General features: G+C 69.7%; 17 protein-coding genes and 2 tRNA genes. 12 read left to right on the forward strand and 7 right to left on the reverse strand.

The genetic code is table 11. The features are described 5' to 3' along the window. Positions 1–289: 289 nt before the first annotated feature. From dnaN to gyrB, 4 genes are all read left to right on the forward strand, one after another. On the forward strand, positions 290–1,465 hold the full coding sequence (gene dnaN, locus L8M95_RS10820; protein ID WP_260486149.1) for a DNA polymerase III subunit beta: 1,176 nt from the start codon (positions 290–292) through the stop codon (positions 1,463–1,465). 25 nt (positions 1,466–1,490) lie between these two features. Continuing rightward, positions 1,491–2,792 carry a DNA replication/repair protein RecF gene (gene recF, locus L8M95_RS10825; RefSeq protein WP_260486150.1) on the forward strand — a complete coding sequence of 434 codons (1,302 nt, stop codon included), beginning with the start codon at positions 1,491–1,493 and terminating at the stop codon, positions 2,790–2,792. Continuing rightward, positions 2,789–3,343 (forward strand): DciA family protein, encoded by a 555-nt coding sequence (locus L8M95_RS10830; RefSeq protein ID WP_260486151.1) that lies wholly within the window; start codon positions 2,789–2,791, stop codon positions 3,341–3,343. Before recF ends, L8M95_RS10830 begins: the two co-directional genes overlap by 4 nt. An 85-nt stretch (positions 3,344–3,428) precedes the next feature. Then, positions 3,429–5,558: a DNA topoisomerase (ATP-hydrolyzing) subunit B gene (gene gyrB, locus L8M95_RS10835; protein WP_260486152.1), complete on the forward strand. Its 2,130-nt coding sequence runs from the start codon at positions 3,429–3,431 to the stop codon at positions 5,556–5,558. A gap of 94 nt (positions 5,559–5,652) precedes the next feature. Here the strand turns inward: gyrB and L8M95_RS10840 are convergent, their stop codons facing one another. Beyond that, positions 5,653–6,984: a lipase family protein gene (locus L8M95_RS10840; protein WP_260486153.1), complete on the reverse strand. Its 1,332-nt coding sequence runs from the start codon at positions 6,982–6,984 to the stop codon at positions 5,653–5,655. A gap of 140 nt (positions 6,985–7,124) precedes the next feature. On the opposite strand from L8M95_RS10840, the gene L8M95_RS10845 reads away from it, so the two are divergent. After that, positions 7,125–8,051, forward strand: coding sequence for an endo alpha-1,4 polygalactosaminidase (locus L8M95_RS10845; protein WP_260486154.1), 927 nt, complete (start codon positions 7,125–7,127; stop codon positions 8,049–8,051). Here L8M95_RS10845 and L8M95_RS10850 read toward each other — a convergent pair. The 4 genes from L8M95_RS10850 to L8M95_RS10865 are packed head-to-tail and all read right to left on the reverse strand — an operon-like array spanning position 8,035 to position 13,904. Beyond that, on the reverse strand, positions 8,035–8,757 hold the full coding sequence (locus L8M95_RS10850) for a spherulation-specific family 4 protein (protein ID WP_260486155.1): 723 nt from the start codon (positions 8,755–8,757) through the stop codon (positions 8,035–8,037). The genes L8M95_RS10845 and L8M95_RS10850 overlap by 17 nt on opposite strands. After that, positions 8,754–10,142, reverse strand: coding sequence for a hypothetical protein (locus L8M95_RS10855; protein WP_260486156.1), 1,389 nt, complete (start codon positions 10,140–10,142; stop codon positions 8,754–8,756). The genes L8M95_RS10850 and L8M95_RS10855 overlap by 4 nt, the downstream gene beginning before the upstream one ends. Beyond that, positions 10,139–11,656 carry a GT4 family glycosyltransferase PelF gene (gene pelF, locus L8M95_RS10860; protein ID WP_260486157.1) on the reverse strand — a complete coding sequence of 506 codons (1,518 nt, stop codon included), beginning with the start codon at positions 11,654–11,656 and terminating at the stop codon, positions 10,139–10,141. The genes L8M95_RS10855 and pelF overlap by 4 nt, the downstream gene beginning before the upstream one ends. Before the next feature lie 4 nt (positions 11,657–11,660). Further along, complete coding sequence (locus L8M95_RS10865) at positions 11,661–13,904, reverse strand: hypothetical protein (RefSeq protein ID WP_260486158.1); 2,244 nt, start codon at positions 13,902–13,904, stop codon at positions 11,661–11,663. Between the two features lie 662 nt (positions 13,905–14,566). Between L8M95_RS10865 and gyrA the strand changes: the two genes are divergently transcribed. From gyrA to L8M95_RS10890, 5 genes are all read left to right on the forward strand, one after another. Next, positions 14,567–17,095: a DNA gyrase subunit A gene (gene gyrA, locus L8M95_RS10870; RefSeq protein ID WP_260486159.1), complete on the forward strand. Its 2,529-nt coding sequence runs from the start codon at positions 14,567–14,569 to the stop codon at positions 17,093–17,095. A 3-nt stretch (positions 17,096–17,098) separates the two neighbouring features. Beyond that, positions 17,099–17,692, forward strand: a complete 594-nt coding sequence (locus L8M95_RS10875; RefSeq protein WP_260486160.1) for a DUF3566 domain-containing protein — start codon at positions 17,099–17,101, stop codon at positions 17,690–17,692. Between the two features lie 78 nt (positions 17,693–17,770). Next, positions 17,771–17,844 (forward strand) — tRNA-Ile (locus tag L8M95_RS10880). Between the two features lie 58 nt (positions 17,845–17,902). Then, positions 17,903–17,975: transfer RNA gene (locus L8M95_RS10885), tRNA-Ala, on the forward strand. Positions 17,976–18,034: 59 nt separating this feature from the next. Beyond that, a complete protein-coding gene (locus L8M95_RS10890; protein ID WP_260486161.1) occupies positions 18,035–19,267 on the forward strand; it encodes an MFS transporter in 1,233 nt (410 codons plus the stop codon). On the opposite strand, the gene L8M95_RS10895 is transcribed toward L8M95_RS10890, so the two are convergent. Both L8M95_RS10895 and L8M95_RS10900 read right to left on the reverse strand, forming a co-directional pair. Then, the gene (locus tag L8M95_RS10895) at positions 19,264–19,752 is read right to left on the reverse strand and encodes a hypothetical protein (protein WP_260486162.1); all 489 of its coding nucleotides are present in this window, start codon (positions 19,750–19,752) and stop codon (positions 19,264–19,266) included. The two genes, L8M95_RS10890 and L8M95_RS10895, sit on opposite strands and share 4 nt — an antisense overlap. A 10-nt stretch (positions 19,753–19,762) precedes the next feature. Next, positions 19,763–20,317, reverse strand: coding sequence for a nuclear transport factor 2 family protein (locus tag L8M95_RS10900; RefSeq protein ID WP_260486163.1), 555 nt, complete (start codon positions 20,315–20,317; stop codon positions 19,763–19,765). A gap of 54 nt (positions 20,318–20,371) precedes the next feature. Between L8M95_RS10900 and L8M95_RS10905 the strand changes: the two genes are divergently transcribed. Continuing rightward, on the forward strand, positions 20,372–21,862 hold the full coding sequence (locus L8M95_RS10905; RefSeq protein WP_260486164.1) for an FAD-dependent oxidoreductase: 1,491 nt from the start codon (positions 20,372–20,374) through the stop codon (positions 21,860–21,862). Next, on the forward strand, positions 21,859–22,590 hold the full coding sequence (locus L8M95_RS10910) for a PaaI family thioesterase (protein WP_260486165.1): 732 nt from the start codon (positions 21,859–21,861) through the stop codon (positions 22,588–22,590). The genes L8M95_RS10905 and L8M95_RS10910 overlap by 4 nt, the downstream gene beginning before the upstream one ends. Positions 22,591–22,592: the final 2 nt, after the last annotated feature.

The following is a 22,592-nucleotide window of genomic DNA, read 5'->3' on the forward strand; positions in this document are numbered from 1 at the left end:
CACATGGCGAAATCGGCTCAGACCTGTGATTACAAGCCTCGGCTCACAATTTCACAGGACCTACTACTACTTCTTATCTCTCTAGAGAGTTCTTGTTAGAAGTAGGGATGTGGAGCGGCGAGCCTCCTTGACCGGGTTACAGGAGTCCGTGTGTCCGCTGTCGGTCCGAGCGGTTACTCTCATGGAGATGCTTCGCCCCGGTGGCAGGAAGCACGCGGCACAGCCCTGAACCGACCAATCGTCCAGATACCGACAGCCGGTATCCGCCCCCGCCTGAAAGAGGTCATCGATGGAGATCACGGATCCGACGTTCCGCGTCACCCGCGAGGACTTCGCGGATTCCGTGGCCTGGGTGGCACGCACGCTGCCGTCACGTCCGTCGGTGCCGATCCTCGGCGGGGTGTTGCTCGAGGCCGATTCGGGTCTGACGATCTCGGGTTTCGACTACGAGACGTCGGCGCAGGTGTCGGTGCCGGCCGAGGTGTCCGAGCCCGGGAGCACTCTGGTCTCCGGTCGGCTCCTGGCGGACATCGCCCGTGCGCTGCCGGATCGTCCGGTCGAGGTGGTCGTCACCGCCCAGAAGATGTACATCTCCTGCGGTTCCGCGAAGTTCACGCTCCCGACCATGCCGGTCGAGGACTATCCCCAGCTGCCCGCGATGCCCGAGGTCACCGGCTCCGCCGAGGTGGACGCGTTCTCCGAGGCCGTGTCCCAGGTAGTCGTGGCCGCCGGCAAGGACGACACGCTGCCGATGTTGACCGGCATCCGGATGGAGATCGAGGGAACCCGGGTCACGCTCATCGCCACCGACCGGTTCCGTCTGGCCATCCGCGAATTCGACTGGGAGCCGGCCCGTGACGATGTCGCGGTCGAGGTGCTCATTCCGGCCAAGGCACTGTCCGAGGTCACCCGGTCGGCCGGCCATGGTGGACGCGTGGATCTGAGCCTGGGGGCCGGATCCGATGTGGGCGCCGAGGGCATCCTGGGCGTGCTGGTGTCCGGTCAGCGCACCACCACCCGTCTCCTCGACGCGGAGTTCCCCAAGGTCCGTCAGCTGTTGCCGCCGCAGCACACCTCGCTCGCGATCGTCGAGGTGGACTCGCTCGTCCAGGCGATCAAGCGAGTGGCGTTGGTCGCGGACCGTGGCGTGCAGGTCCGGATGGCGTTCTCGGACGGTGAGCTCGCACTGTCGGCTGGCGGTGACGACGCCGCCCAGGCCAACGAGACCCTCCCGGTGGACTTCGTCGGCGAGCCGCTGACCATCGCGTTCAACCCCGGTTACCTGCTGGACGGTCTCGGCAGCGTCCACGCTGCGCGCGTCGCCTTAGGGTTCACCCAGCCCAGCCGCCCGGCCGTGCTCCGACCCGCACCCGAGAGCCTGCCCGAGCCCGGCGCGGACGGCACGATCGCTCCGGTGGACTCCGACCACACCTACCTGCTCATGCCCGTGCGCCTGCCGGGCTGAGACCGCGCCCCGGGACCGATCCGGTATGCACCTGCGCCACCTCCGGCTTCTGGATTTCCGCTCCTGGCCCCTTCTCGAGCTGGAACTCGACCCCGGGGTCACGACCCTCGTCGGGCGCAACGGGCACGGGAAGACCAACGTGCTCGAGGCGATCGGGGTACTTGCCAGTCTCAGGTCCCACCGGGTCGCGTCCGACGCGCCGATGATCAGGACCGGCGCCACGACCGCGCTGGTCGGTGCACTCGCGCACAACGCGGGGCGTGAGCTGACCGTCGAACTCGCCCTCAACTCCGGCAAGGCCAACCGGGCGCGGCTCAACACCTCGCCCACGCGGCGACTGTCCGACATTCTCGGAGTGGTCCAGTCCGTCCTGTTCGCCCCCGAGGACCTGGCCCTGGTCCGTGGCGAGCCGGCCGAACGTCGCCGGCTCCTCGACGAGCTCATGATCCAGCGTCGCCCCGCCCTCGGCGGAGACCTCTCCGAGTACTCCTCGGTGCTGCGTCAACGGACCGCACTGCTTAGGTCGGCATCCGGCGCGCTGCGGCGTGGACGGGTCGAGGACTCCGCCGCGGTCCTGGACACCCTCGACGTGTGGGACGGACGGTTGGCCGAACTCGGGGCACGACTGGTCTCCGGGCGGATCGATCTCCTCCATCGGTTGCGGCCCCTCGTCGTCGACGCCTATCGGGGCCTCGCCCCCGAGTCCCGCCCGGCCGATCTCACCTACCGGTTCCGCGTCGCCGACGCGCCCGACGAGTCGGAGCTGAGCGATCCCGAGCTCGTCGAGGCGGTGTTGCTCGCGGAACTCGGCCGCCGCCGACGCGACGAGATCGACCGCGGGATGTCGCTCGTCGGACCTCACCGCGACGACCTCGTCCTGAGCCTCGGCGACGAGCCCGCGAAGGGGTTCGCCAGTCACGGTGAGACGTGGTCGTTCGCCCTCGCGCTGCGTCTCGGGTCGCTCGAACTCTTCCGTTCCGACGGGGTCGAACCGGTGCTACTGCTGGACGACGTGTTCGCCGAACTCGACCGGCACCGCCGCGCGGCACTGGCGGGTGTCGCGGCCGGGGTCGAGCAGGTCCTCATCACCGCCGCGGTGGGCGAGGACGTCCCGGATTCGTTGCGCGGCGTCCGTCATGACGTCGTGATGACGGGCGACGGGAGCGATCGTCACTCGGCGATGACGGTGTCACGACGCCGGGACGACGGCGTGGAGGGTGCCCGGCACGCCGGGGGGGACGACGCCGCGGGCGTCGGCGGGGATGATGGCGGGAGTGATGGCGACGACGACGAGAACACCATTACCGGAAGCAGGGCAACACCGTGACGGACCGAACCGGCAAGGATCCCGTAACACCGTCTGACCCGCCACAACGGGGTTATGACATCGCCAAGCAGGCTCTGGAGGAGGCGCGGGCGCGGGCGCGTGCGGAAGGCAAACAGGTCGGCCGCGGTAGGACCGGGCCGGTGGGGGCGGGCAGGCGACTGCGCAAGCGCGGATGGACCGGTGCGGGCGCCGACCCGTGGGATCCGCAGCCCCTCGGAAAGCTCGTCGGCCAGGTCGCCAAGAAGCGGGGCTGGGACGACAAGGTCACCACCGGACGGTTGTTCGCGGAGTGGGACCGGATCGTCGGCGAGGATGTCTCGGCCCACGCCACCCCGGAGCGGCTCGAGGAGGGGATCCTCTACGTCCGGGCGTCGAGCACCGCCTGGGCCACGCAGCTGCGGCTGATAGCGGCCGACATCCTCCGCAAGATCGCCGCCGCCATGGGCCCCGGACTCGTCCGGCGAATCAAGGTGGAGGGTCCCGAGAAACCGAGTTGGCGCAAGGGGCCCCTGCACGTGTCCGGCCGGGGGCCCCGCGACACGTACGGGTGAGCATCGGGCGTGCCCCCGGGCCGTGGGACGGTTACCGCAGGTAGACTGGGCTGGTCCAGACCCCCGAGACGCGAGGAGTTCGCACGTGGCGGACGCCAAGAGCAAGGCCAACAACGACGGGCCCAAGGAATACGGTGCGTCGTCGATCACCGTCCTCGAAGGGCTCGAGGCCGTCCGGATGCGGCCGGGTATGTACATCGGCTCCACCGGGCCACGCGGACTGCACCACCTGATCTGGGAGGTCGTCGACAACTCCATCGACGAGGCGATGGCGGGTCACGCGACCGGTGTCAAGGTCACCTTGCTGGAGGACGGCGGCGTCGAGGTCATCGACGACGGTCGAGGCATCCCCGTCGAGATGCACGAGCAGGGCATGCCCACCGTCCAGGTCGTCATGACCCAGCTGCACGCGGGCGGCAAGTTCGACTCGGACTCCTATGCGGTCTCCGGTGGTCTCCACGGTGTCGGCATCTCCGTGGTCAACGCCCTGTCCACCCGGGTCGAGGTCCAGATCAAGCGCGACGGGCGCCTGTGGAAGCAGGACTTCGACATGGCGGTCCCGGCCGAGCTGGTCGACGCCGGCCCCGCCGAGGGCACCGGGACCAGGGTCCGGTTCTGGGCGGATCCGACGATCTTCGAGAGCACCGAGTACGAGTTCGACGTCGTCGCACGCCGCCTGCAGGAGATGGCGTTCCTCAACAAGGGACTCACCATCACTCTGACGGACCGGCGGCCGCGTGCCGAGAAGGCCGCCGAGCTGGACGCGATAGCCGACAGCGAGGGCGGTGGCGCGGAGACGGCGCCCGGATCGGACGAGGGTTCGGATCTGGCGCACGCCGTGGACGCCGAGCAGGTCTTCGTGGAGGGCGCGCAGGACACCGACGCCGTCGAGGCCGCCCCCGTGGAGCCGCAGAAGGTCCGCGAGCGTAAGCGCACCTTCCACTACCCGGACGGTCTGAAGGACTACGTCACCGCGATCAACAAGTCCAAGACGTCGATTCACCCGACGATCCTGTACTTCGAGGGCAAGGGCACCGGCCACGAGGTCGAGGTCGCGATGCAGTGGAACTCCGGTTACTCGGAGTCCGTCCACACGTTCGCCAACACGATCAACACCCACGAGGGCGGCACCCACGAGGAGGGTTTCCGCGCCGCGTTGACCTCACTGGTCAACAAGTACGCGCGCGAGAAGAAGCTCATCAAGGAAAAGGACCCCAACCTCACGGGTGACGACATCCGGGAGGGCCTGGCGGCCGTGCTGTCCGCCAAGATCTCGGATCCGCAGTTCGAGGGACAGACCAAGACCAAGCTCGGCAACACCGAGGTCAAGGGCTTCGTCCAACGTCAGGTGTCCGAGCACGTGGGGCACTGGTTCGAGGCCAACCCCGCCGAGGCGAAGGTCATCATCAACAAGGCGATCGCCTCGAGCCAGGCGCGGGTCGCAGCCCGCAAGGCCCGCGAGATGGTCCGCCGCAAGTCGGCCACCGACATCGGTGGCCTGCCCGGCAAGCTCGCCGACTGCCGGTCCAAGGACCCGGCGAAGTCCGAGCTCTACATCGTGGAGGGCGACTCCGCCGGTGGCTCGGCGAAATCCGGCCGGGACTCGATGTTCCAGGCGATCCTGCCGCTGCGCGGAAAGATCATCAACGTCGAGAAGTCGCGTATCGACAAGGTCCTCAAGAACGCCGAGGTCCAGGCCATCATCACGGCGCTGGGTACCGGCATCCACGAGGAATTCGACATCGACAAGCTCCGCTACCACAAGATCGTGTTGATGGCCGACGCCGACGTCGACGGTCAGCACATCTCGACGTTGCTCCTCACCCTCATCTTCCGGTTCATGAAGCCGTTGGTGGAGAACGGGTACGTCTACCTGGCGCAGCCGCCGCTGTACAAGCTCAAGTGGGGCAAGGGCGAGCCGGACTTCGCCTACTCGGACCGGGAGCGGGACGAGCTGCTCAAGCTCGGCCTGGAGAACAAGCGCAAGATCAACGTCGACGACGGCATCCAGCGCTACAAGGGACTCGGGGAGATGAACCCCAAGGAGCTGTGGGAGACCACGATGGACCCGTCGGTCCGTACCCTCCGGCAGGTCACCCTCGAGGACGCTGCCGCGGCCGATGAACTGTTCTCGATCCTCATGGGTGAGGACGTGGATGCGCGCCGCAACTTCATCACCCGCAACGCGCGCGACGTGAGGTTCCTCGACGTCTGAGGCCGGTGTCGAACACTCACGCGAGAAAGGGGGGCGTCCGCCGTGGTCGGCGGACGCCCCCCTTCTTCTGTGCCCGGTTCGTGCGGCGAGGGTTCTAGAGTGCCCCGCAGTCGTTCGGGGCCGGCAACCCGGCGAGTCGGTCGCGCAGGTACTGCACGGCGGGGGCGAAGTTGGTCACCGCCGCCGCGGCGTGGGTGATGCCCGGGACCAGTGGCGTGGTCTCGTAGCGGAAATGCACGTCGACGCCCTGAGCGCACCAGTCGCGCCCCAGCTGCTGGACCTGACCGAGCGGGATGATGTCGTCGTTGATCCCGCCGGCGATCATCACGGGCACGGTGGGGGTCCGGTTGCCGATCCGCTGGTGATCGAGCACGCGCAGCGCACCGGGCTCGTCGCGGATCAGTTCACCGAGGTTCCGCCCGGAGTTGGTCCACTCGGAGGTGGCGCGCCCGCCGTAGGCGGCCCGGGTGTCGGCGAGACAGAGCCCGGACAGATCGTCGAGAGCGCGTCGACCCGCGGGACTGACGTGCTCCTCGACCACCTCGCGGACCGCCGGGTACCGCTCGGCCATCCCGTTGATGGCGAAGCCGATCGCTCCGGTGAGACTCGACCCGTCGATGTGATCGAGCACCGCCAGCAGATCCGCCGGGGGAGCGGAGGCGTACGCCGCGCGGAGGTCGAGTTCGGGGGCGTACTCCGGGGCGAGCTCGGCTGCCGCGGCCGAGGCTCCGCCGCCCTGGGAGTGACCCCAGAGGACCAGCGGGGAGTCGTGTCCGATGAGGTTCTGCGCGGCCCGGGCACCGTCGAGCATCGCGTGGGCCTGCTCGACCCGGTCGGCGTAGGTGTGGATTCCCGGTGTGCCAAGGCCGATGTAGTCGATGACCATGACGCGGAATCCCTGGGCTGCCAGCGCGATCGCGAAGCCCTCCTCGTACGAGACGATCGGCGCGCCGGACCGGGGGTTGGCGCCCACCCCGGATTCCACGGTGCGCGACGGCGCGCAGGGGTCGCCCTGACCCTGGGTGCCCGGACCGAGGATCATTGTCGGGCGCGGACCGGGTCCGGACCACGGGGCGGTCGAGTCGTAGAACGCACCGGAGGTCGCGACGGGCTGTTGATCGACGTCGACGGTCCGGTAGATCACACGCCGGGCGACGGCCGGCAACGGAGACGGTAGGGCCGGGAGGCCCGGAACCGAGATCGCCAGCGGTAGGCCCGCCGGCTCGGTGCGGAGGAGGTCCCCGGCAGCGCCCTGTGTCGGAAGGGCGCGTGTGTCGTGGAAACCGCCGGGCAGGTCGAAGGTGTCCGTCGGGTTCTCCGTGGCCGCGGCCGTGGTGGCCGTCGACGACATCCCGACGGTCAGTGTCACGGCGGCGGCGAGAGAGGCGAGGACCCGGCGACGGATCGTGGTCGTGGGGTGGCTCATGCCCCGCATACTAGAACGTGTTCTCCGCGACCGGGGTCGGCTCGGTCCGGGTCGGTTCGGTCGGCCGTGGCCTGGGCTCATCGGCGATTGGTAGTCGATTCACAGGTGCTGGACGGTCGGGGTGGTGACATGATCGGTAGGTGCCCCTCACCCTCACCGTCCTCGGTCGCGCGGCCGTCGTCCTCTCGTGCTCTGCGGCGATCGTGCTGACCGGGTGTGGAACCGAGGTGCTGGGTCAGGGATCGCTCGGTGACGGGGGGGATCGGGGGGTCGGCCTGCCCGCCGCCGGGACGGAGCCCTCGGCCCTACCTTCGGTTGACGGGATCGAGCCGCCTCCGGCGCGCGCGGTGGTCGACTACCAGATCGGGGGCACCTACCCTCCGGCCTCCGATGTCGGGGTGGTGACCCGCGACCGTTCGGAGCAACCGCCCGACGGTGTCTACGCGATCTGCTATCTCAACGCCTTCCAGGCACAGTCCCACGAGAGGCCCGTCTGGGTCGAGCGACACCCGGACCTGCTCCTGGGATCGCCTGTCGGAGGCGTGGTCGAGGACGAGGACTGGGGCGAACCCCTCCTGGACATCTCGACCGGGGACAAGAGGTCCCGGTTGGTGGAGATCGTCGACGAGTGGATGGCGGACTGCGCGGAGCGTGGATACCGGGCGATCGAGCCCGACAACCTCGACTCGTGGACACGGTCTTCGGGCCTGCTGACCAGGGGCGACGCGGTGGAGTACGCCCGCCTGCTCGTCGAGCGTGCACATGCCCGCGGTCTCGCAATCGGACAGAAGAACGCCGCCGAACTGACTGACGCGGAGCTCCGCACCATCGGATTCGACTTCGCGGTCGCCGAGGAGTGCCAGCGCTACTCCTGGGGGCGCCTGACGGAGTGTGACCGCTACCTCGCGGCCTACGGAGACCGGGTGATCGAGATCGAGTACACCGACGCCGGCTCCGGGCCGTTCGATTCCGCCTGCCGCGCTCGTGGGAGTCGCATCTCGATCCTCCTCCGGGATCGGGACGTCGTCCCGAGGGGCGAGCCCGGCTATGTCAGCCGGAGTTGCTGATCGTCGGGTGGTCGGCGTTGAGGAATTCGACGGATCCCCACGGATGCGGCAGGCCGTCCGCGGCGAGCCCGACGTATCCCGCTCCGAGTTCGACCGACCTCGCGACGGCGTCACCCCTGCGCTCGGAAGGGCACTCGTAGATGAGGTGCCAGATCTTCGCGGGGTCGATGTCCGGCAACGGTGTCGCGGGTGAGGTCAGGTGGGTCTCGAGGTCGGTCTCCCGCACGCAGATGACGTCGAGCACTCGGAGGACCCGCGGGTGTGGGATCGTGCCCGGGTTGCCGGCGAGTGTGACCACACCGTCGCCGCGAAGTGTGGTCACCAGGCCGGTGAACTCGATGAGGGCGTCGACGTCCGCCCGGCCGTCCGGTCCGACGCCCGAGACGACCTGGTCGAGGAACACCGATGTGATGCCGTATCGATCACGCCATTTCCGCGCCTCCGCGCGGACCTCGTGCGGGGTCCGCCGTCCGTAGTCGGTGTCGACGTATCCGAGGATGGTCGCGTGTCCCCCGGTCCCGCGGGTCCCGCCGGGGCCGTAGGCGCGGAGGGCCTCGGCGAAGACCGGATCGAGTACCCGGCCCGGGCCGGAGTCGACATTGACGACGACGAGGTCCGCAGCCCCCGGACGGAGGACCTGTTCCCAGAGTTCGGAGTCGACCACGGGATGGATGTAGAGGGGGACCGCGGCTCGTGGGGTGTTCACCAGCTGTGGGGGTGGAGCGCGGCCGTGACGGCGTGGTACACCGCGAGTAGGCAGGCTCCGCACAGCATGGCGACGCCGACCGGGACCGGGAGGCCGAACCTGAGGGTGGCGAAGCCTATGCAGGCCAACGCGGAGATCCACACCGCCTCCGCGACGCGTCCGGCTCTGAGCACGATCGCCGAGCCGAACGCGAACACGGCGAACACCGGCGCGACCACCACCAACACGACGACGTCCGGAACGAGTCCCGATGCCGGATCCTCCGCGATCCCGAGGATCCGGTCCACAATCCAGGTCGCCGACACCGCCGCTATCGCGATCGCCGCCAGGTAGATCAGTGTTCTCACGAGAACCCCGTTGAGGACGGAGCGCCAGCGGCCGGAGCGGTAGGACAGAGATTTCAGTCTGATCCCCAGGTCCTCGATCGCCGGATCGCACAGTGCGGCGGCGAGGATGACGGCGATGGACAGGGGGATGCGGTCGTCGGAATCCGCGAGGTTGAGCGCCATCAGTAGCGCGCTCGACATGAGAATCGCCTGACTGGCGCCATCGAACGCGGCTCGCGCATCGTCTCGCGACGGCAGGGCCGGTGGGTCGATCGTCGTGGCTCGATAGGTGCGGGCGGCGAGGAGGGCACCACCGACGGAGAGGACGCCGAGGGCGATGACCGGCACCAGGGTGGCGCCGGTGACCGAGGCCGTCACCGCAACGACCGCGCACCCGCCGGCGAGGGCGGTGAGCAACCGCAGACCGCCGAGCACGGACACGATCGTCAGCGATGCGGCGTAGAGGGTCCACGCCGAGCACAGAGCCGCCGTGGGGAGCACCGGAGCATTGCCGACGACGGCTGTCCCCGCGGTGACGGCGCCGACGAGAGGGACCGCCACGAGGAGGGCGATGCCGACCGAGATCCGCGCAGCCCCCGGAAGGTCGCCCAGGCCCGCCCTTCGCCACGTGACGAATCCGAGGAGCTGTCCGAGGATCCACCCGGCGAGACCAGTGGCGACGATCGCGAGCGACAGATCCGGCCCCGTTCCCACCGCCGCGGGAGCACAGAGCGCCATGACGACGGCGCCTGCCAGGAGTAGAACTGCTCTGATCCAGCCCTTTCGATGGGCCCGCGGGCGCATGCTCACGGCCCCGGATGATCCGGGGGCGAGGGTCGGGAGTGTGCGGGCGTACTCGTAGACGTCCCGGGCCCCGTGACGTCGCGCCAGCGCGTCCCCGAAACCGGAGGCCTCGAGGTGCGCGGCGACGTCGAACCGGTCGACCGCGCGACCGACCAGGTCGTGGTGGGCGTCGAGCGGGACGGCGGCGACCACCAGCGGCCTCGACGGCAACGGTGACCGCGCGGCGACGCCGAGAGTCGCGAACGATTCGCTCATGACGCCACACCCGCCACGTAGTCGAGCGTGTCACCGGTGTACCGGGCTCCGTGGAGATCGATGGCGATCTCGTACCACCCACGGAAGGCGTCGATGCAGTGGTCTAGTGCGAACGACTGCAGGGAGTGCTCGCGCGCTCGTCGGCCGGTCTCTTCTCGAAGCCGGTCGTCGCGCAGGAAGCGCAGGCATTCCCGTGCGAAGGCGTCCGGGTCACGGGGCGGGACGAGGCCGCCGAGTCGTCCGTCGGTACCGACGGCCTCGGACACCCCGCCGACGTCGGTGTTCACGGTGACCCGGCCGCACATCATGGCCTCGATCGTCGTGAAGGGCAGGCCCTCGGACACCGAGGACAGTGCGACGATGTTTCCCGCTTCGACCGCGGGCCGTGGGCCAGCGGTGGGCCCTTCCCAGGTGACCCCGTCTGCGATTCCCAGGTCCTCGACGGTCGCCTCGATCTCCTGCTTGTACCGGGCGTTGCCGGCGGGGCAGGGTCCGAAGATCCGGAGGCGCGTCTCCGGCATGTCCTTCCTGACGACGGCGTAGGCGCGCACGAGGGTGTCCAGGTCCTTGAGGGGGTCGATGCGTCCCACGAAACTGATCGTCGGGACCGTCGGCTCGGGGCCGACGGGCGTCATGGCCGCGGTGTCCACCCCGTTCCGGACGGTGTGGATCCGATCCGGATCCGCACCGAGCCGAACCGCCCATCGCGCGTTGAAGTCGCTGACCGGCAGGAGCAGATCCGCCTCGCTGTAGGCGAGCACGCAGATGGCGCGAAGTGCGGTGCACACGGCGTAGCGCGCGGACCACCCCAACGGGGTCCCCGCCAGGGCGAGATAGCGTTCCCGCAGGTAGACACCGTGCTCGGTGAGGATCAGCGGCACCCCGTCCCGCCACTTGCGTGCGAGTCCGACCAGGGCCGCACTGCCGTTGGAGGACGCGTGGACGACGTCCACCTCGCCGAACCTGACGTCGGTGGCGCTCAGCGCGCGGTCGACGAGGGTGGCGGCCTCGACCGCATCACCCACGCTCAGTCGGGCCGACCGGTCCAGCGCGGGGGAGTGGGCCCACCACGCGTCGAGCAGGGCCTCGGCCGAGCTCTCCGTACCCAGGAGCCGGAAGAGATCGCCCCGTCCGGCGTCGACGAGCTCACGCAGAGCCGCCGACAGCCGGGCGGGATCGTGGCGGACGGTTCCATCGGCGACGGAGATCGTTCCCGCGGGGGGAAGGATCGCCGCCCACATCTCCCGGAGGGCGGACCTGACGCGGGCCCGCCGGCGCCGGCTCAGGAGCTGACCCTCCGGGAGTCCGGCCCGGACCGGGGCCCACAACGGGTGCAGGGTCGTCGACCGGACCTGGGTCGGGAGGTCCCAGGTGATCGGGGTGCGAATCCCCCCGGTGAGGGTGACGACATCCCACGTGTGGTCCGGCATCCCCCTCACCAGCTGGTCACACCAGGTGCTCACGCCCCCGGTGTTGACCGGGTAGGTGCCTTCGTTGATCAGTGCGATTCGCATGTCGTCAACCGATCGCGGACGGGCCCTCGCCCATGGCGCCGACCCGGGTGGCCTCGTTGATCGGCGGGATCACGACGGACCCCTGGCCGGTGGCCGGGGCAGCACCGGCCCTTGCCGCCTGCGGGAGCGCCCTCGCGGCCACGGCCGGCTCGTCCGCGTCCCCGGAGGGAGTGCGGAACCCGGGCTCCGACCCGAGCTCGACGGTCACCGAGGCGCCGGGTGCGATGGTGAGCCAGCCGGACTCCGCGCCGGCGTACCCGGTTCCGGTGAGATCCGAGCCCTCCGGGGTCGTGACCGGGACATCGACGCCGGCGGCACCGCGGTTGGTGATCACGAGGGTGTCGCCGGTGACGGTCGCGGTGACGTCCTCGGCCGCCGCCGCCCACGCCGCTCGCCGCTGCATCTCGCGTCCGAGCTCCGCGTGCGTCGGGTTGAGCAGCGGCGCGGACGGGGAGAACACACTGCGGTAATTCGCGAGGAACGCGTTCAACACCGGGTAGAGGATCCCGTCCCCGGTGATGTTGGACTGGTGCACGTAGTGCGGGCGCGGGTCCATCCCGATGGCGTGGTTCAGTGCGTGCCGGGCTTCCTGCGGGACGATGTATCCATCGAAACCGTCCGGGCCCAGCGGACTGATGCAGGTGGAGGCCGGGTTGCTCTCGCAGACGCCGGAGCCCCCGTCTGCCCTCGAGGTGTAGATCCAGTTGTACTCGTCGACCGCGTTGGCCTCGGTCGAGGTGTTGTAGAAGATGTTCATCGGATGGCGGGGGACGGTCAGTGCGTCCCCGACCCGGCGCTGGACGGCCTCGACCGAGGCATCCGCGGCGACCCAGGTCACCCCCGTGGCGGTGAGCGCCGGCGCGAGTGCGGGATTGTCCTCCCTGGACGGCCCGGAGACGAGCCCGGAATGCTGGCCCGTGACCAGCTCGGCCGGGTTCAGAGTGACCTGGTTGGCCTCGGCCCAGTCGAGGTTCCGCTGGATCTGGTCGGTGATCCGGGCCTGGTCCAGGTTGTCGAGGTTGCTGTGGTCCCAGGTGTGGTTGATCCACCTGAGGTCGGCCCGGGACTCGAGCAGCGCCCGGGTGAGTGGGTCGTCCTCCTTCGCCCCGAAGGCGTTGAAGGTCATGTCGAGCTTGACGCCGTTGGCGTCCTGCCAGGTCGTCGCCGTGGCCACGTCGTCAGCGCCCATGCGCGACTCCGCGAGATCACCCTCATCGGGGGCGCAGCCGGCGTCGGCTAGGAACGTACAGTTGCCCTCGGGGTTCCACTCGTCATCCGTGAGGAAGACGTCATCGACCTGGACGTTGAAGGTGTTGCGGTACATCGAGGTCGAGACCCCTCGGGTCAGCCACGAGATCATTCCGTGGGAGAGCACCGTGAACTGCTGCTGGTACTGGTTCATGTCCACGGTGAGGACCAGTTGTTCGCGGTCGCCGCTCGTGTAGACGCCCATGAGGGTGCCCCCGCCGTGGTCCGGCGTGGTGAGCAGGGGTCGGAACGACGTCGATCCGGTGTCCGCCAGAGGGCTCGACACGTATCCGTAGGACTCGGGGCCGGGCGCGATATCGTCGAAGGTCAGCGCCCCGTCGAGGTAGGACCAGGGCCCGGCGGTCGCCTCCGTCGTCAGGTTCACACCCAGTCCGTCCAACTCACCGGAGAAAGAGGGGCCACCCATTCCGATGGCCGCGCTGGGCCAGTTGTAGGCCGCGATCTCGCGGATCCCGTAGTCGGCGGCGAAGTCATCCAGGATCTGGTGTTCCTCCGGCGTGATCCCCCCGCGCGCCGCGGACGGCGAGACGATACCCATGTACCGGGCACTCGTCGACGCGTCGTCGGCGAGCATCTCCCGGGTGATGGAACCGGTCCGTCCGGGACCCACGTCCACACGGTCGACCTCGACCCCCTCCGCGGCGAGCCGCTCGGCGAGCGCACCCACGAAGGGGGTGCCGTTATCGAGGACCAGGACCCGCAACTCGACCGTCGCCTCGCGGGCGGGCGGAGGCGTCGTGGTGGTCGTGGGAGTGGTGCTGGACGTCGGCGTGGTGGACGTCGAGGTCGAACTCGACGTCGGCGGGGTGGATCCGCCCGATCCGGATGAACCGAGTGAGCCCGTCTGGGCGGTGGCGATACCGACCAGCGGTGCGGTGATCACTCCGGTGAACGCGATCGCGGCGACTGTGCGGAAGCTCGTGCGCTGCAGGGGCGAGAGCCCCCGGTCCGAGCTGCCGCCATGGGTGGTGATGGACATATATTTCCCTGTTGTAAGTGCCGCCACTCCCGATCCCCCTCGGGAGTGGCGGCGTCCCCCGGAGACCGGGCAGATCGCCCGACCTCCTCGCACGGTCACCCGTGCGATAAGTGGAAGTGTGCGCTCGGCAGAGGGGTGTTCACAACGGCTGAGAAGAAAAAGTTTTCCTAGAAAATCCGTTTACTATAAGACAATGTTTATGTCGTCACGCCAGCTGACCGGGTGCCGCGGAGTCGACCAATTGTAGACGTGTCATTACCCTATTTCCCGTGTGTAGCGCTGTGAGCACGGTGTTCACACTGTTCATCGCGCCCCCTCCCGTCGTCCGTTCGTAGACGGCAACATAAGGGTTTCGTCACCGGAATCTATGATGGACAGCCGACCACTTGGAGGCCCGGAGACGGGCGGCCGGAGGTCGTCTCGGACGGTGTTTCCGTGACGGTGCCGCGAACTGGACGCTGGTGTTGTCCCGCTGCCCCGCCTCTGCCCCGCTTCTGCGGCGCCCCGCGACCCGCCGGACGCCATCCGGGGCGGGGCTGCGCCCGGGTCTTCGAATCACCGACGCCCCGCGCGCCCGTGCGGGTGTTTCCGCAGGACCTATAGACTGGGACGGTCGAAGCGTGCCCTGCGTGTCGCTTCGAGCGCGAGACGAAGAGGAGCCCATGACGGACACGACGTTGCCGCCCGAAGCCGGGGGTCACGACCGGATCGAGCCGGTCGATATCCAGGCCGAGATGCAGAGAAGCTACATCGACTACTCGATGAGCGTCATCGTCGGGCGGGCGCTGCCGGACGTGCGGGACGGTCTCAAGCCGGTCCACCGCCGGATTCTCTACGCCATGTGGGACAACGGCTACCGGCCGGACCGCAGTTACGTGAAGTCGGCCAAGCCGGTCGCCGACACGATGGGCAACTACCACCCCCATGGTGACTCGGCGATCTACGACACCCTGGTGCGGCTCGCGCAGCCGTGGGCGATGCGCTATCCGATGGTCGACGGTCAGGGCAACTTCGGCTCGCGCGGTAACGACGGTGCGGCCGCGATGCGCTACACCGAGTGCAAGATGACCCCGCTGGCCATGGAGATGGTCCGGGACATCGAGAAGAACACGGTCGACTTCCAGCCGAACTACGACGGTAAGACCTCCGAGCCGGTCGTCCTCCCGTCCCGTATCCCGAACCTGCTGGTCAACGGCTCCAGCGGCATCGCGGTCGGTATGGCCACCAAGATGCCGCCGCACAACCTGCGCGAGGTCGCCGAGGCGATCTACTGGTGCCTCGACAACCCGGACGCCGACGAGGAGGAGACCCTCGCGGCGTGCATGGAGCGGATCAAGGGTCCCGACTTCCCCACCCACGGGTTCATCGTGGGCGACCAGGGGATCAAGGACGCCTACACGACCGGCCGCGGTTCGATCCGCATGCGGGGCAAGACCTCCATCGAGGAGGAGGGCAACCGGACGGTCATCGTCATCACGGAGCTGCCCTACGAGGTCAACCCGGACAACATGATCCTGTCCATCGCGGAGCAGCTGCGCGACGGAAAGATCGCCGGCATCTCCAAGATCGACGACGAGTCGTCGGATCGGGTGGGCCTGCGCATCGTCATCACGCTCAAGCGTGACGCGGTGGCCAAGGTGGTCCTCAACAATCTCTACAAGCACTCCCAGTTGCAGACGTCGTTCGGCGCGAACATGCTGTCGATCGTGGACGGTGTGCCCCGGACACTGGCCATCAACCATCTCGTGCGGCTGTACGTCACGCACCAGATCGAGGTCATCGTCCGGCGCACGCAGTACCTGCTGGACGAGGCCGAGAGGCGCGCCCACATCCTGCGCGGCCTGGTCAAGGCGCTCGACGCCCTGGACGAGGTCATCGCGCTCATCCGCCGGTCCGAGACCGTCGACATCGCGCGCGAGGGCCTCAAGGAGCTCCTCGACATCGATGACGACCAGGCGCAGGCCATCCTGGACATGCAGCTCCGTCGCCTCGCGGCCCTGGAGCGGCAGAAGATCATCGACCAGCTCGCGGCGATCGAGCTCGAGATCGCCGACTACAAGGACATCCTCGCCAAGCCCGAGCGGCAGCGCGCGATCGTCGCCGACGAGCTCCGCGAGATCGTCGAGAAGTACGGCGACGACCGTCGCACCCGGATCATCCCGGCGGACGGGGACGTCACGGACGAGGACCTCATCGCACGCGAGGACGTCGTCGTCACCATCACGGAGACCGGGTACGCCAAGCGGACCCGCACCGACCTCTACCGCGCCCAGAAGCGCGGCGGCAAGGGTGTGCGCGGCGCGGAGCTGAAGCAGGACGACATCGTCCGACACTTCTTCGTGTCCTCGACGCACGACTGGCTGCTGTTCTTCACCACCAAGGGTCGGGTGTACCGCATCAAGGCGTACGAGCTGCCCGAGGCGAACCGCACGGCACGCGGTCAGCACGTGGCCAACCTCCTGGCCTTCCAGCCGGAGGAGCGCATCGCCGGCGTCATCCGGATCAAGGGTTACCAGGACGCGCCGTACCTGGTCCTGGCCACCCGTAACGGCCTGGTCAAGAAGTCGCGTCTCGAGGACTACGACTCGCCGCGCTCCGGCGGCCTCATCGCCGTCAACCTGCGTGACGGCGACGAACTGGTGGGTGCGGCGCTGGCCGGCCCGGACGACGATCTGCTCCTGGTCTCGGAGAAGGGCCAGTCGATCCGGTTCCACGCCAACGACGACACGCTCCGCCCGATGGGCCGCGCGACCTCCGGCGTGATGGGCATGCGGTTCAACGACGGCGATGCTCTGCTGAGCATGTCCGTCGTGCGGGCCGACACGTCCGATCAGGAGAAGTACTTCCTCCTCGTGGCCACCGAGCGCGGGTATTCCAAGCGCACGGCGCTGAGTGAGTACACGGCCCAGGGCCGGGGCGGCAAGGGCGTGCTCACGCTCATGTTCGATCCCAAGCGCGGCAAGCTCGTCGGTGCGACGATCGTGGAGCTGCAGGACGAGCTGTACGCGATCACCTCCGGTGGAGGAGTCATCCGCACGTTCGCCAAGCAGGTCCGCAAGGCGGGCCGGCAGACCAAGGGCGTGCGACTGATGAACCTCGCCGAGGGTGACTCGCTGTTGGCGATCGCCCGCAACGCCGACGAGCCCGACGACGAGGACCGGTCCGAGGCCGAGTCCGTCGAGGAGGTGTAGGTCGTGACCGACCCGATAGATCCGGCCACCGAGGGCCCCTCGCACAAGGGGTCCGCCCCGGCGCCCGGCTACGGCGGGTCGGGGTCCGGCACCGGCGAGTCGAGCACGTCGGCCACCACGGCGTTCCCCGCCGCGGCCCAACATCGCGCCGAGGGGGCGAGCGGGGGCGTCTCCAAGGCGCACTCGGGGGGCGCGGCCGGGCGTGCCGCGCCGATCGTCCCGCCGACCGAGCGTCGCGGACCGATGGAGTCGGTGCTGGTCCTGCGTCGCATCGACCCGTGGTCCGCGTTCACCACCGTGCTGGGCCTCATGTTCGCCCTCTTCCTCGTGTGGATGGTGGCCATCGGGGTCACGTACCTGCTCCTGTCCGGCATGGGCGTGTGGGACCGTCTCGGCGGTCTGCTGTCCGGGGTGGCGGGCGACGAGTCCGCGGCCGTGATCGGGCCGTCGACGATCTTCCTCTACAGCGGGGGAGTGGGACTGCTCAACGTGCTCCTGCTGTCGATCCTGGCCACGCTCGCGGTGTTCATCTACAACCTCGCGGCGGGTCTGACCGGCGGCGGCGTGCAGGTGACACTCGGCGATCCCCGGTACTGAGTGGGCCCGCGACACCCGGCGGAGGACGCCGATTTGGGCGGCGGCGATGACGTCGGGTAGATTGACCTCTCGGTACGAGGGCCTATAGCTCAGGTGGTTAGAGCGCCAAACTGATAATTTGGAGGTCGGAGGTTCAAGTCCTCCTAGGCCCACTCCGCCAGGCAGACGCCGGATTCGCTGACGCGGTCCGGCGTTTATGCTTGGAGGTACGGGGCCTTAGCTCAGTTGGTAGAGCGCTGCCTTTGCAAGGCAGATGTCAGGGGTTCGAATCCCCTAGGCTCCACTCACCCGCCGGCCGGCGCGTCAGCACGGCAGGCGCCCTCCCAGTGGACACCGGAGACCGTGCACCCCACCCCTCGCGCGTCGTGGCCCCCGTTCGTGCTGATGGCCCTCGTGGTGACCGTGGCCCTCGCCTCGAGCGCCACGCCCTCACCCCTCTACGTCGACTACCAGCAGGTCTGGGGAGTCGGCGGCACCACCATCACGGTCGTCTACGCCGTGTACGCCCTCGCAGTCCTGGTTCCCCTGTTGTTCCTCGGGAGGGTCTCCGACGCGGTCGGACGTCGCCCGGTCATCCTGGCCGGCCTCGTCCTGCTCGCGGCGAGCATGGGCATGCTGGCGGCCGCCGGATCGGTGGCCTGGCTGATCGCGGCCCGCGTCATCCAGGGTCTGGCGGTGGGTCTCGTCACGGGGTCGGCCACGGCGGCGCTGATCGAACTCCATCCGACGAGGGATTCCCGGGTCGGTGCGCTGACCAGCAGCTCCACGAGCAACTTCGGCATCGCGGGTGGTGTGCTCCTCGCCGGGGTGGTGGCCGCCTCGTCGTCGTCGCCCCTCGTCCACCCCTACCTCGTGATCGGCGCCGTCACGGTCGCTCTCCTGGCCGGTGTGGCGACCCTCGTCCCCGAGACGGCGGGCGGGTCGGGAACCCTGCGGTCGGCCCTCCGGGTGCGTCCCCCGACGGTGCCCCCGCAGGTGCGGTCCACGTTCGCCCTCGCGGCGGTGTGCGTCATCGTGTCGTGGTCCGTGGGCGGTGTGTTCCTCGGCCTCGGTGGGGCGATCGCGCGTGACCTCACCGGTCGCTCCGACTATCTGGTCACGGGCCTGGTGGTGGCCGCCCTACAGGGAGCGGCGGGGGCCGCGCAGCTGCTGTGGAACCTGCGTGCCGGCCCGTCCCTGTGGCGGCGCGGGGTGGTCCTGGGTGTGCTGACGCTGGTCGGCGGGCTCGTGGCCGCCTCGATGTCCCTGGAGGCACGCTCGGTGGCCGGTTTCATCACCGCCGCGGGGTGTGCCGGCCTCGGGATGGGCCTGTTGTTCCTCATGGGCAACACCCTGGTCGCGCAGAGTGCACCGCAGGCGGTGCGGGGACAGGTGTTCTCGGCCCTGTTCGTGGTGGCGTACATCTCGCTCGGTGTACCGGCGGTCATCGCGGCGGTGATCGCCGAGGGTATCGGCCTGATCCCCGCGTACCACGTGCTGGCGCTCGCGGTCGGGGTGATCGCGGTGGCAGCCCTGGTGGCGGTGGCGCGGCCGCGCGCGGGAGGGTCCGACCGCCGGACGGAACCCCGGACCTAGTCGCGGCTGCTCAGGGCCTGCGCGGCGGCCGCCAGTCCCAGCGCGGCCAGCCCGGTGCGGAGCCGGTCCGTGGCGACGAGCGCCTTGATGCGGGGCCCGGTGACCTTCTCCTGGGCGATGCCCTTGTGCAGCGGGAGCACCCCGGCGGTGATGGCCGGAACCGCGACACCCGTGGCGCACGCGAGGAGAGTGGCCCCGAGGCCGCTGCGTTCGCGAGAGCGTACAGAGCCGTAGGTCGCCCACGCCGCCGCCCCCAGTCCCGTCGCGTACAGGGTGAGGGCGACGGGGGCGATCCGGCGGGCGTGATCGGCCTGGCGCTCGGCGATCCCGTGGGTGGGGCCGTCGAACAGCTGGGGGTAGACCACCGAGGTCACCATCGACTGGAAGCCCAGGTGGACCGCGGACGTGGTCAGTAGTGCGAGTCGACCCGCGCGCAGAGTCGGGTCCGGAGCGGGGCCCGGGGCCGCGGGGCGTCGGCGGTTCATACCGGCCACGCTACCTCTCGCGGGACCGTCCCAGCAGGGCCCGACCCTCGCCGTCGTCGGTCACGGCGCGAGCGGTACGCAGCACGACCCGCCAGCCGCGGTCCGGCGCGTCCACCCGGCCGCGCCGCTCCAGTTCCCACCGGCTCGCCGTCACGCGCAGCACCGTGTACCGACCCGGGCGGGACGAGCGCACGACGAGCTGGGTGTATCCGGTGGCCACGGCGTGGTCGCCGTCGAGCAGGACCACGGGCAGGCTCGGCACATGCCCGCATCCGTGGGCGATGAGCCCCTGGTGCGCGTCCCCGTGGACCATCTCCACCAGGCCGGCGTGCCCCTCGAGCACCCCGGTGTCCACGTCGTAGACGCCGTCTTCAGTCCACAACTCGGCCACGCCCTCGGCGTCGCCGGAGTCGACGCGGGGGGAGTAGGCGGCGAGGAGGCGCAGGATCGCGAGCTCGTCCTCGGCGGTGGCGAGGCGGGCGTGGGTGTCGTTCAGGCGGGTCTCGAGGGAGGTGAGCCGGGTCTCGAGGGAGTCGAGGCGGGAGGCCTCGGAGGAGGAAGTCATGGCTCCCACTTTAATGCGCCTTCTCAGGGGGAGGAACACGTTATAGTTCCGACTATGGCGGACACTACATCGGACACGAGTCCCTCGGTCGTCACGGCGGACGTCGTGGTCGTGGGCATGGGCATCGCGGGCGCGTGCGCGGCGATCGAGGCGGCCGAGGCCGGATCGTCGGTCGTCGCGCTCGAGGGCGCGTCCGGGCCGGGCGGCTCGTCGGCCCAGTCGGGAGGCGAGGTCTACCTGGGCGGCGGCACCGCCACGCAGGAGGCCCTGGGCGTCCGTGACACCGTCGAGGACATGCGCGCGTTCCTCACCGCGGCGCTCGGCCCCAATGCGGACGAGGCCAAGATCGCCGCCTACTGCGCCGGGGCCGTCGAGCACCACGACTGGTTGGTGGCCCACGGCGCGGTGTTCAACCACAAGCTGTGGGACACGCCCACCTGGATGCCGGGCGACGACTCGGGCCTGATGTGGATGGGGGAGCGGGCCGAGCCCTACGCGTCCCTCGCCACCCCGGCCGCGCGCGGTCACCGGCCGCCCGCGCCGAACTTCGCCGGCAACGTCCTCATGGACTCCCTCGTGACCACCGCGCAGCGGGCCGGCGTGGACCTGCAGTGCGACGTCAAGGCGCGCTCGCTGATCGTGGAGGACGGACGCGTGGTGGGCGTGCGGGCCACCCTGTTCGGCGAGGAGCGTGAGTACCGCGCCACCGGCGGGGTGGTGCTGGCCACCGGCGGATTCGTGGACAACGACCGCATGCTCGAGCAGTGGGCCCCGCAGCAGCTGGGCAAGGACAAGGTCTCCGACGGGCGCGACGACGGCTCCGGGATCGAGATGGGGATGGAGATCGGGGCCGCGGTACGCCGCATGCACCAGACCGAGACCGCGATGCTCGTCATCCCGCGCCTGGTCGTGGGCGCGATGCTCGTCGACGGCGACGGCCAACGCTTCATCAACGAGGAGGTCTACCCGGGCCTGTACTGCCACGCGGCCGTGTACCACCGCCGGCCGCCGGTGTGGGTGATCATCGACGAGAAGGGCATCGAGGACGTCCCGGAGTCCGAGCTGTGGGGCATGCAGCCCATGCACGCCGCCGAGACCATCGAGGAGCTCGCCGCCGACTGTGGGCTGCCCGCCGACGCGCTGGCCGACCAGCTGCGCCGCTACAACGCCGGCGCCGAGCGGGGCGAGGACCCACAGTTCGGCAAGAACGCCCGGTGGGTCCGGCCACTCGAGCCGCCGTTCGGCGCCTACCCGACGGGTGCCGGGGGGCCGGACAACTTCAACGGCCTGCCCCTCAAGGCGCAGGGCTTCACCCTCGGCGGGCTGCACACGGATCTGGACTCGCGGGTGCTCGACCGGACGGGCGAGGCGATCCCAGGCCTGTTCGCCGCCGGACGGTGTACGCACGGTCTGCACGGCGACGGGTACATCTCCGGGACGTCCCTGGGCGACGGGTCGTTCTTCGGGCGGCGTGCGGGCCGCGGTGCGGCCGGCGTCGCCGACGCGGTGGCGGCCGGCGACATGACGGAGTCGGCGCCGGTATGACTGAGCCGGTGACCATCGTGCGGCGTGACCGGCCGACGGTGGACCTGGGTCCGTTGGACCCGGCGCGCGGTGGTGGCCGGCCCGTCGACAGGGACGACGACGACGAGGCGGGGCTGTACTCCCTGGTCGAGCAGGTGCGCCGCATCCGCGCGCTGACCACGGGCGGCGAGTTCGACACGGACCTGGGCCCGCTGACCGATCGGCTCCGCAGCGTGGCCGACGAGCTCGAGGCCGCGTCAGCGACACCGGAGCAGCGGCAGGAGGTCAACTGGCGGGAGCGCCGGTACGTGCCCAACTGTCCCGTCATCGGCCGGTCCAACGTCCTGGCCCCACCGGCGGAGTTCGAGCTGCTGGACGACGGCACCCTCCGGGCCGAGGTGACCCTCGGACTCGAGTACCAGGGCCCTCCGGGATGTGTGCACGGCGGCATCGTCGCGCTGCTGTTCGACGCGGCGCTGGGGCGGGTCAACCACCATGCGGGGACCACCGGGATGACGATGTACCTGGATCTGGACTACCGCAGTCCCACGCCGATCCTCGAGCCGATCGTGGTGACCGCCCGTCAGGTGCGGGTGGACGGCCGGAAGGTGTGGTCACAGGGCGCGGTCCACGCGGGCGACCGGTTATGCGCCACCGCCGAGGGGCTGTTCGTCATGCCCGAGGAGTGGGTGGCGGCGTACCGGCAGCACCGCGATGAGAGCGCAGGCGAGGGCGCAGGCGAGGGCTGACC

This window comes from Dietzia sp. B32, from assembly GCF_024732245.1.
Taxonomy (GTDB): domain Bacteria; phylum Actinomycetota; class Actinomycetes; order Mycobacteriales; family Mycobacteriaceae; genus Dietzia.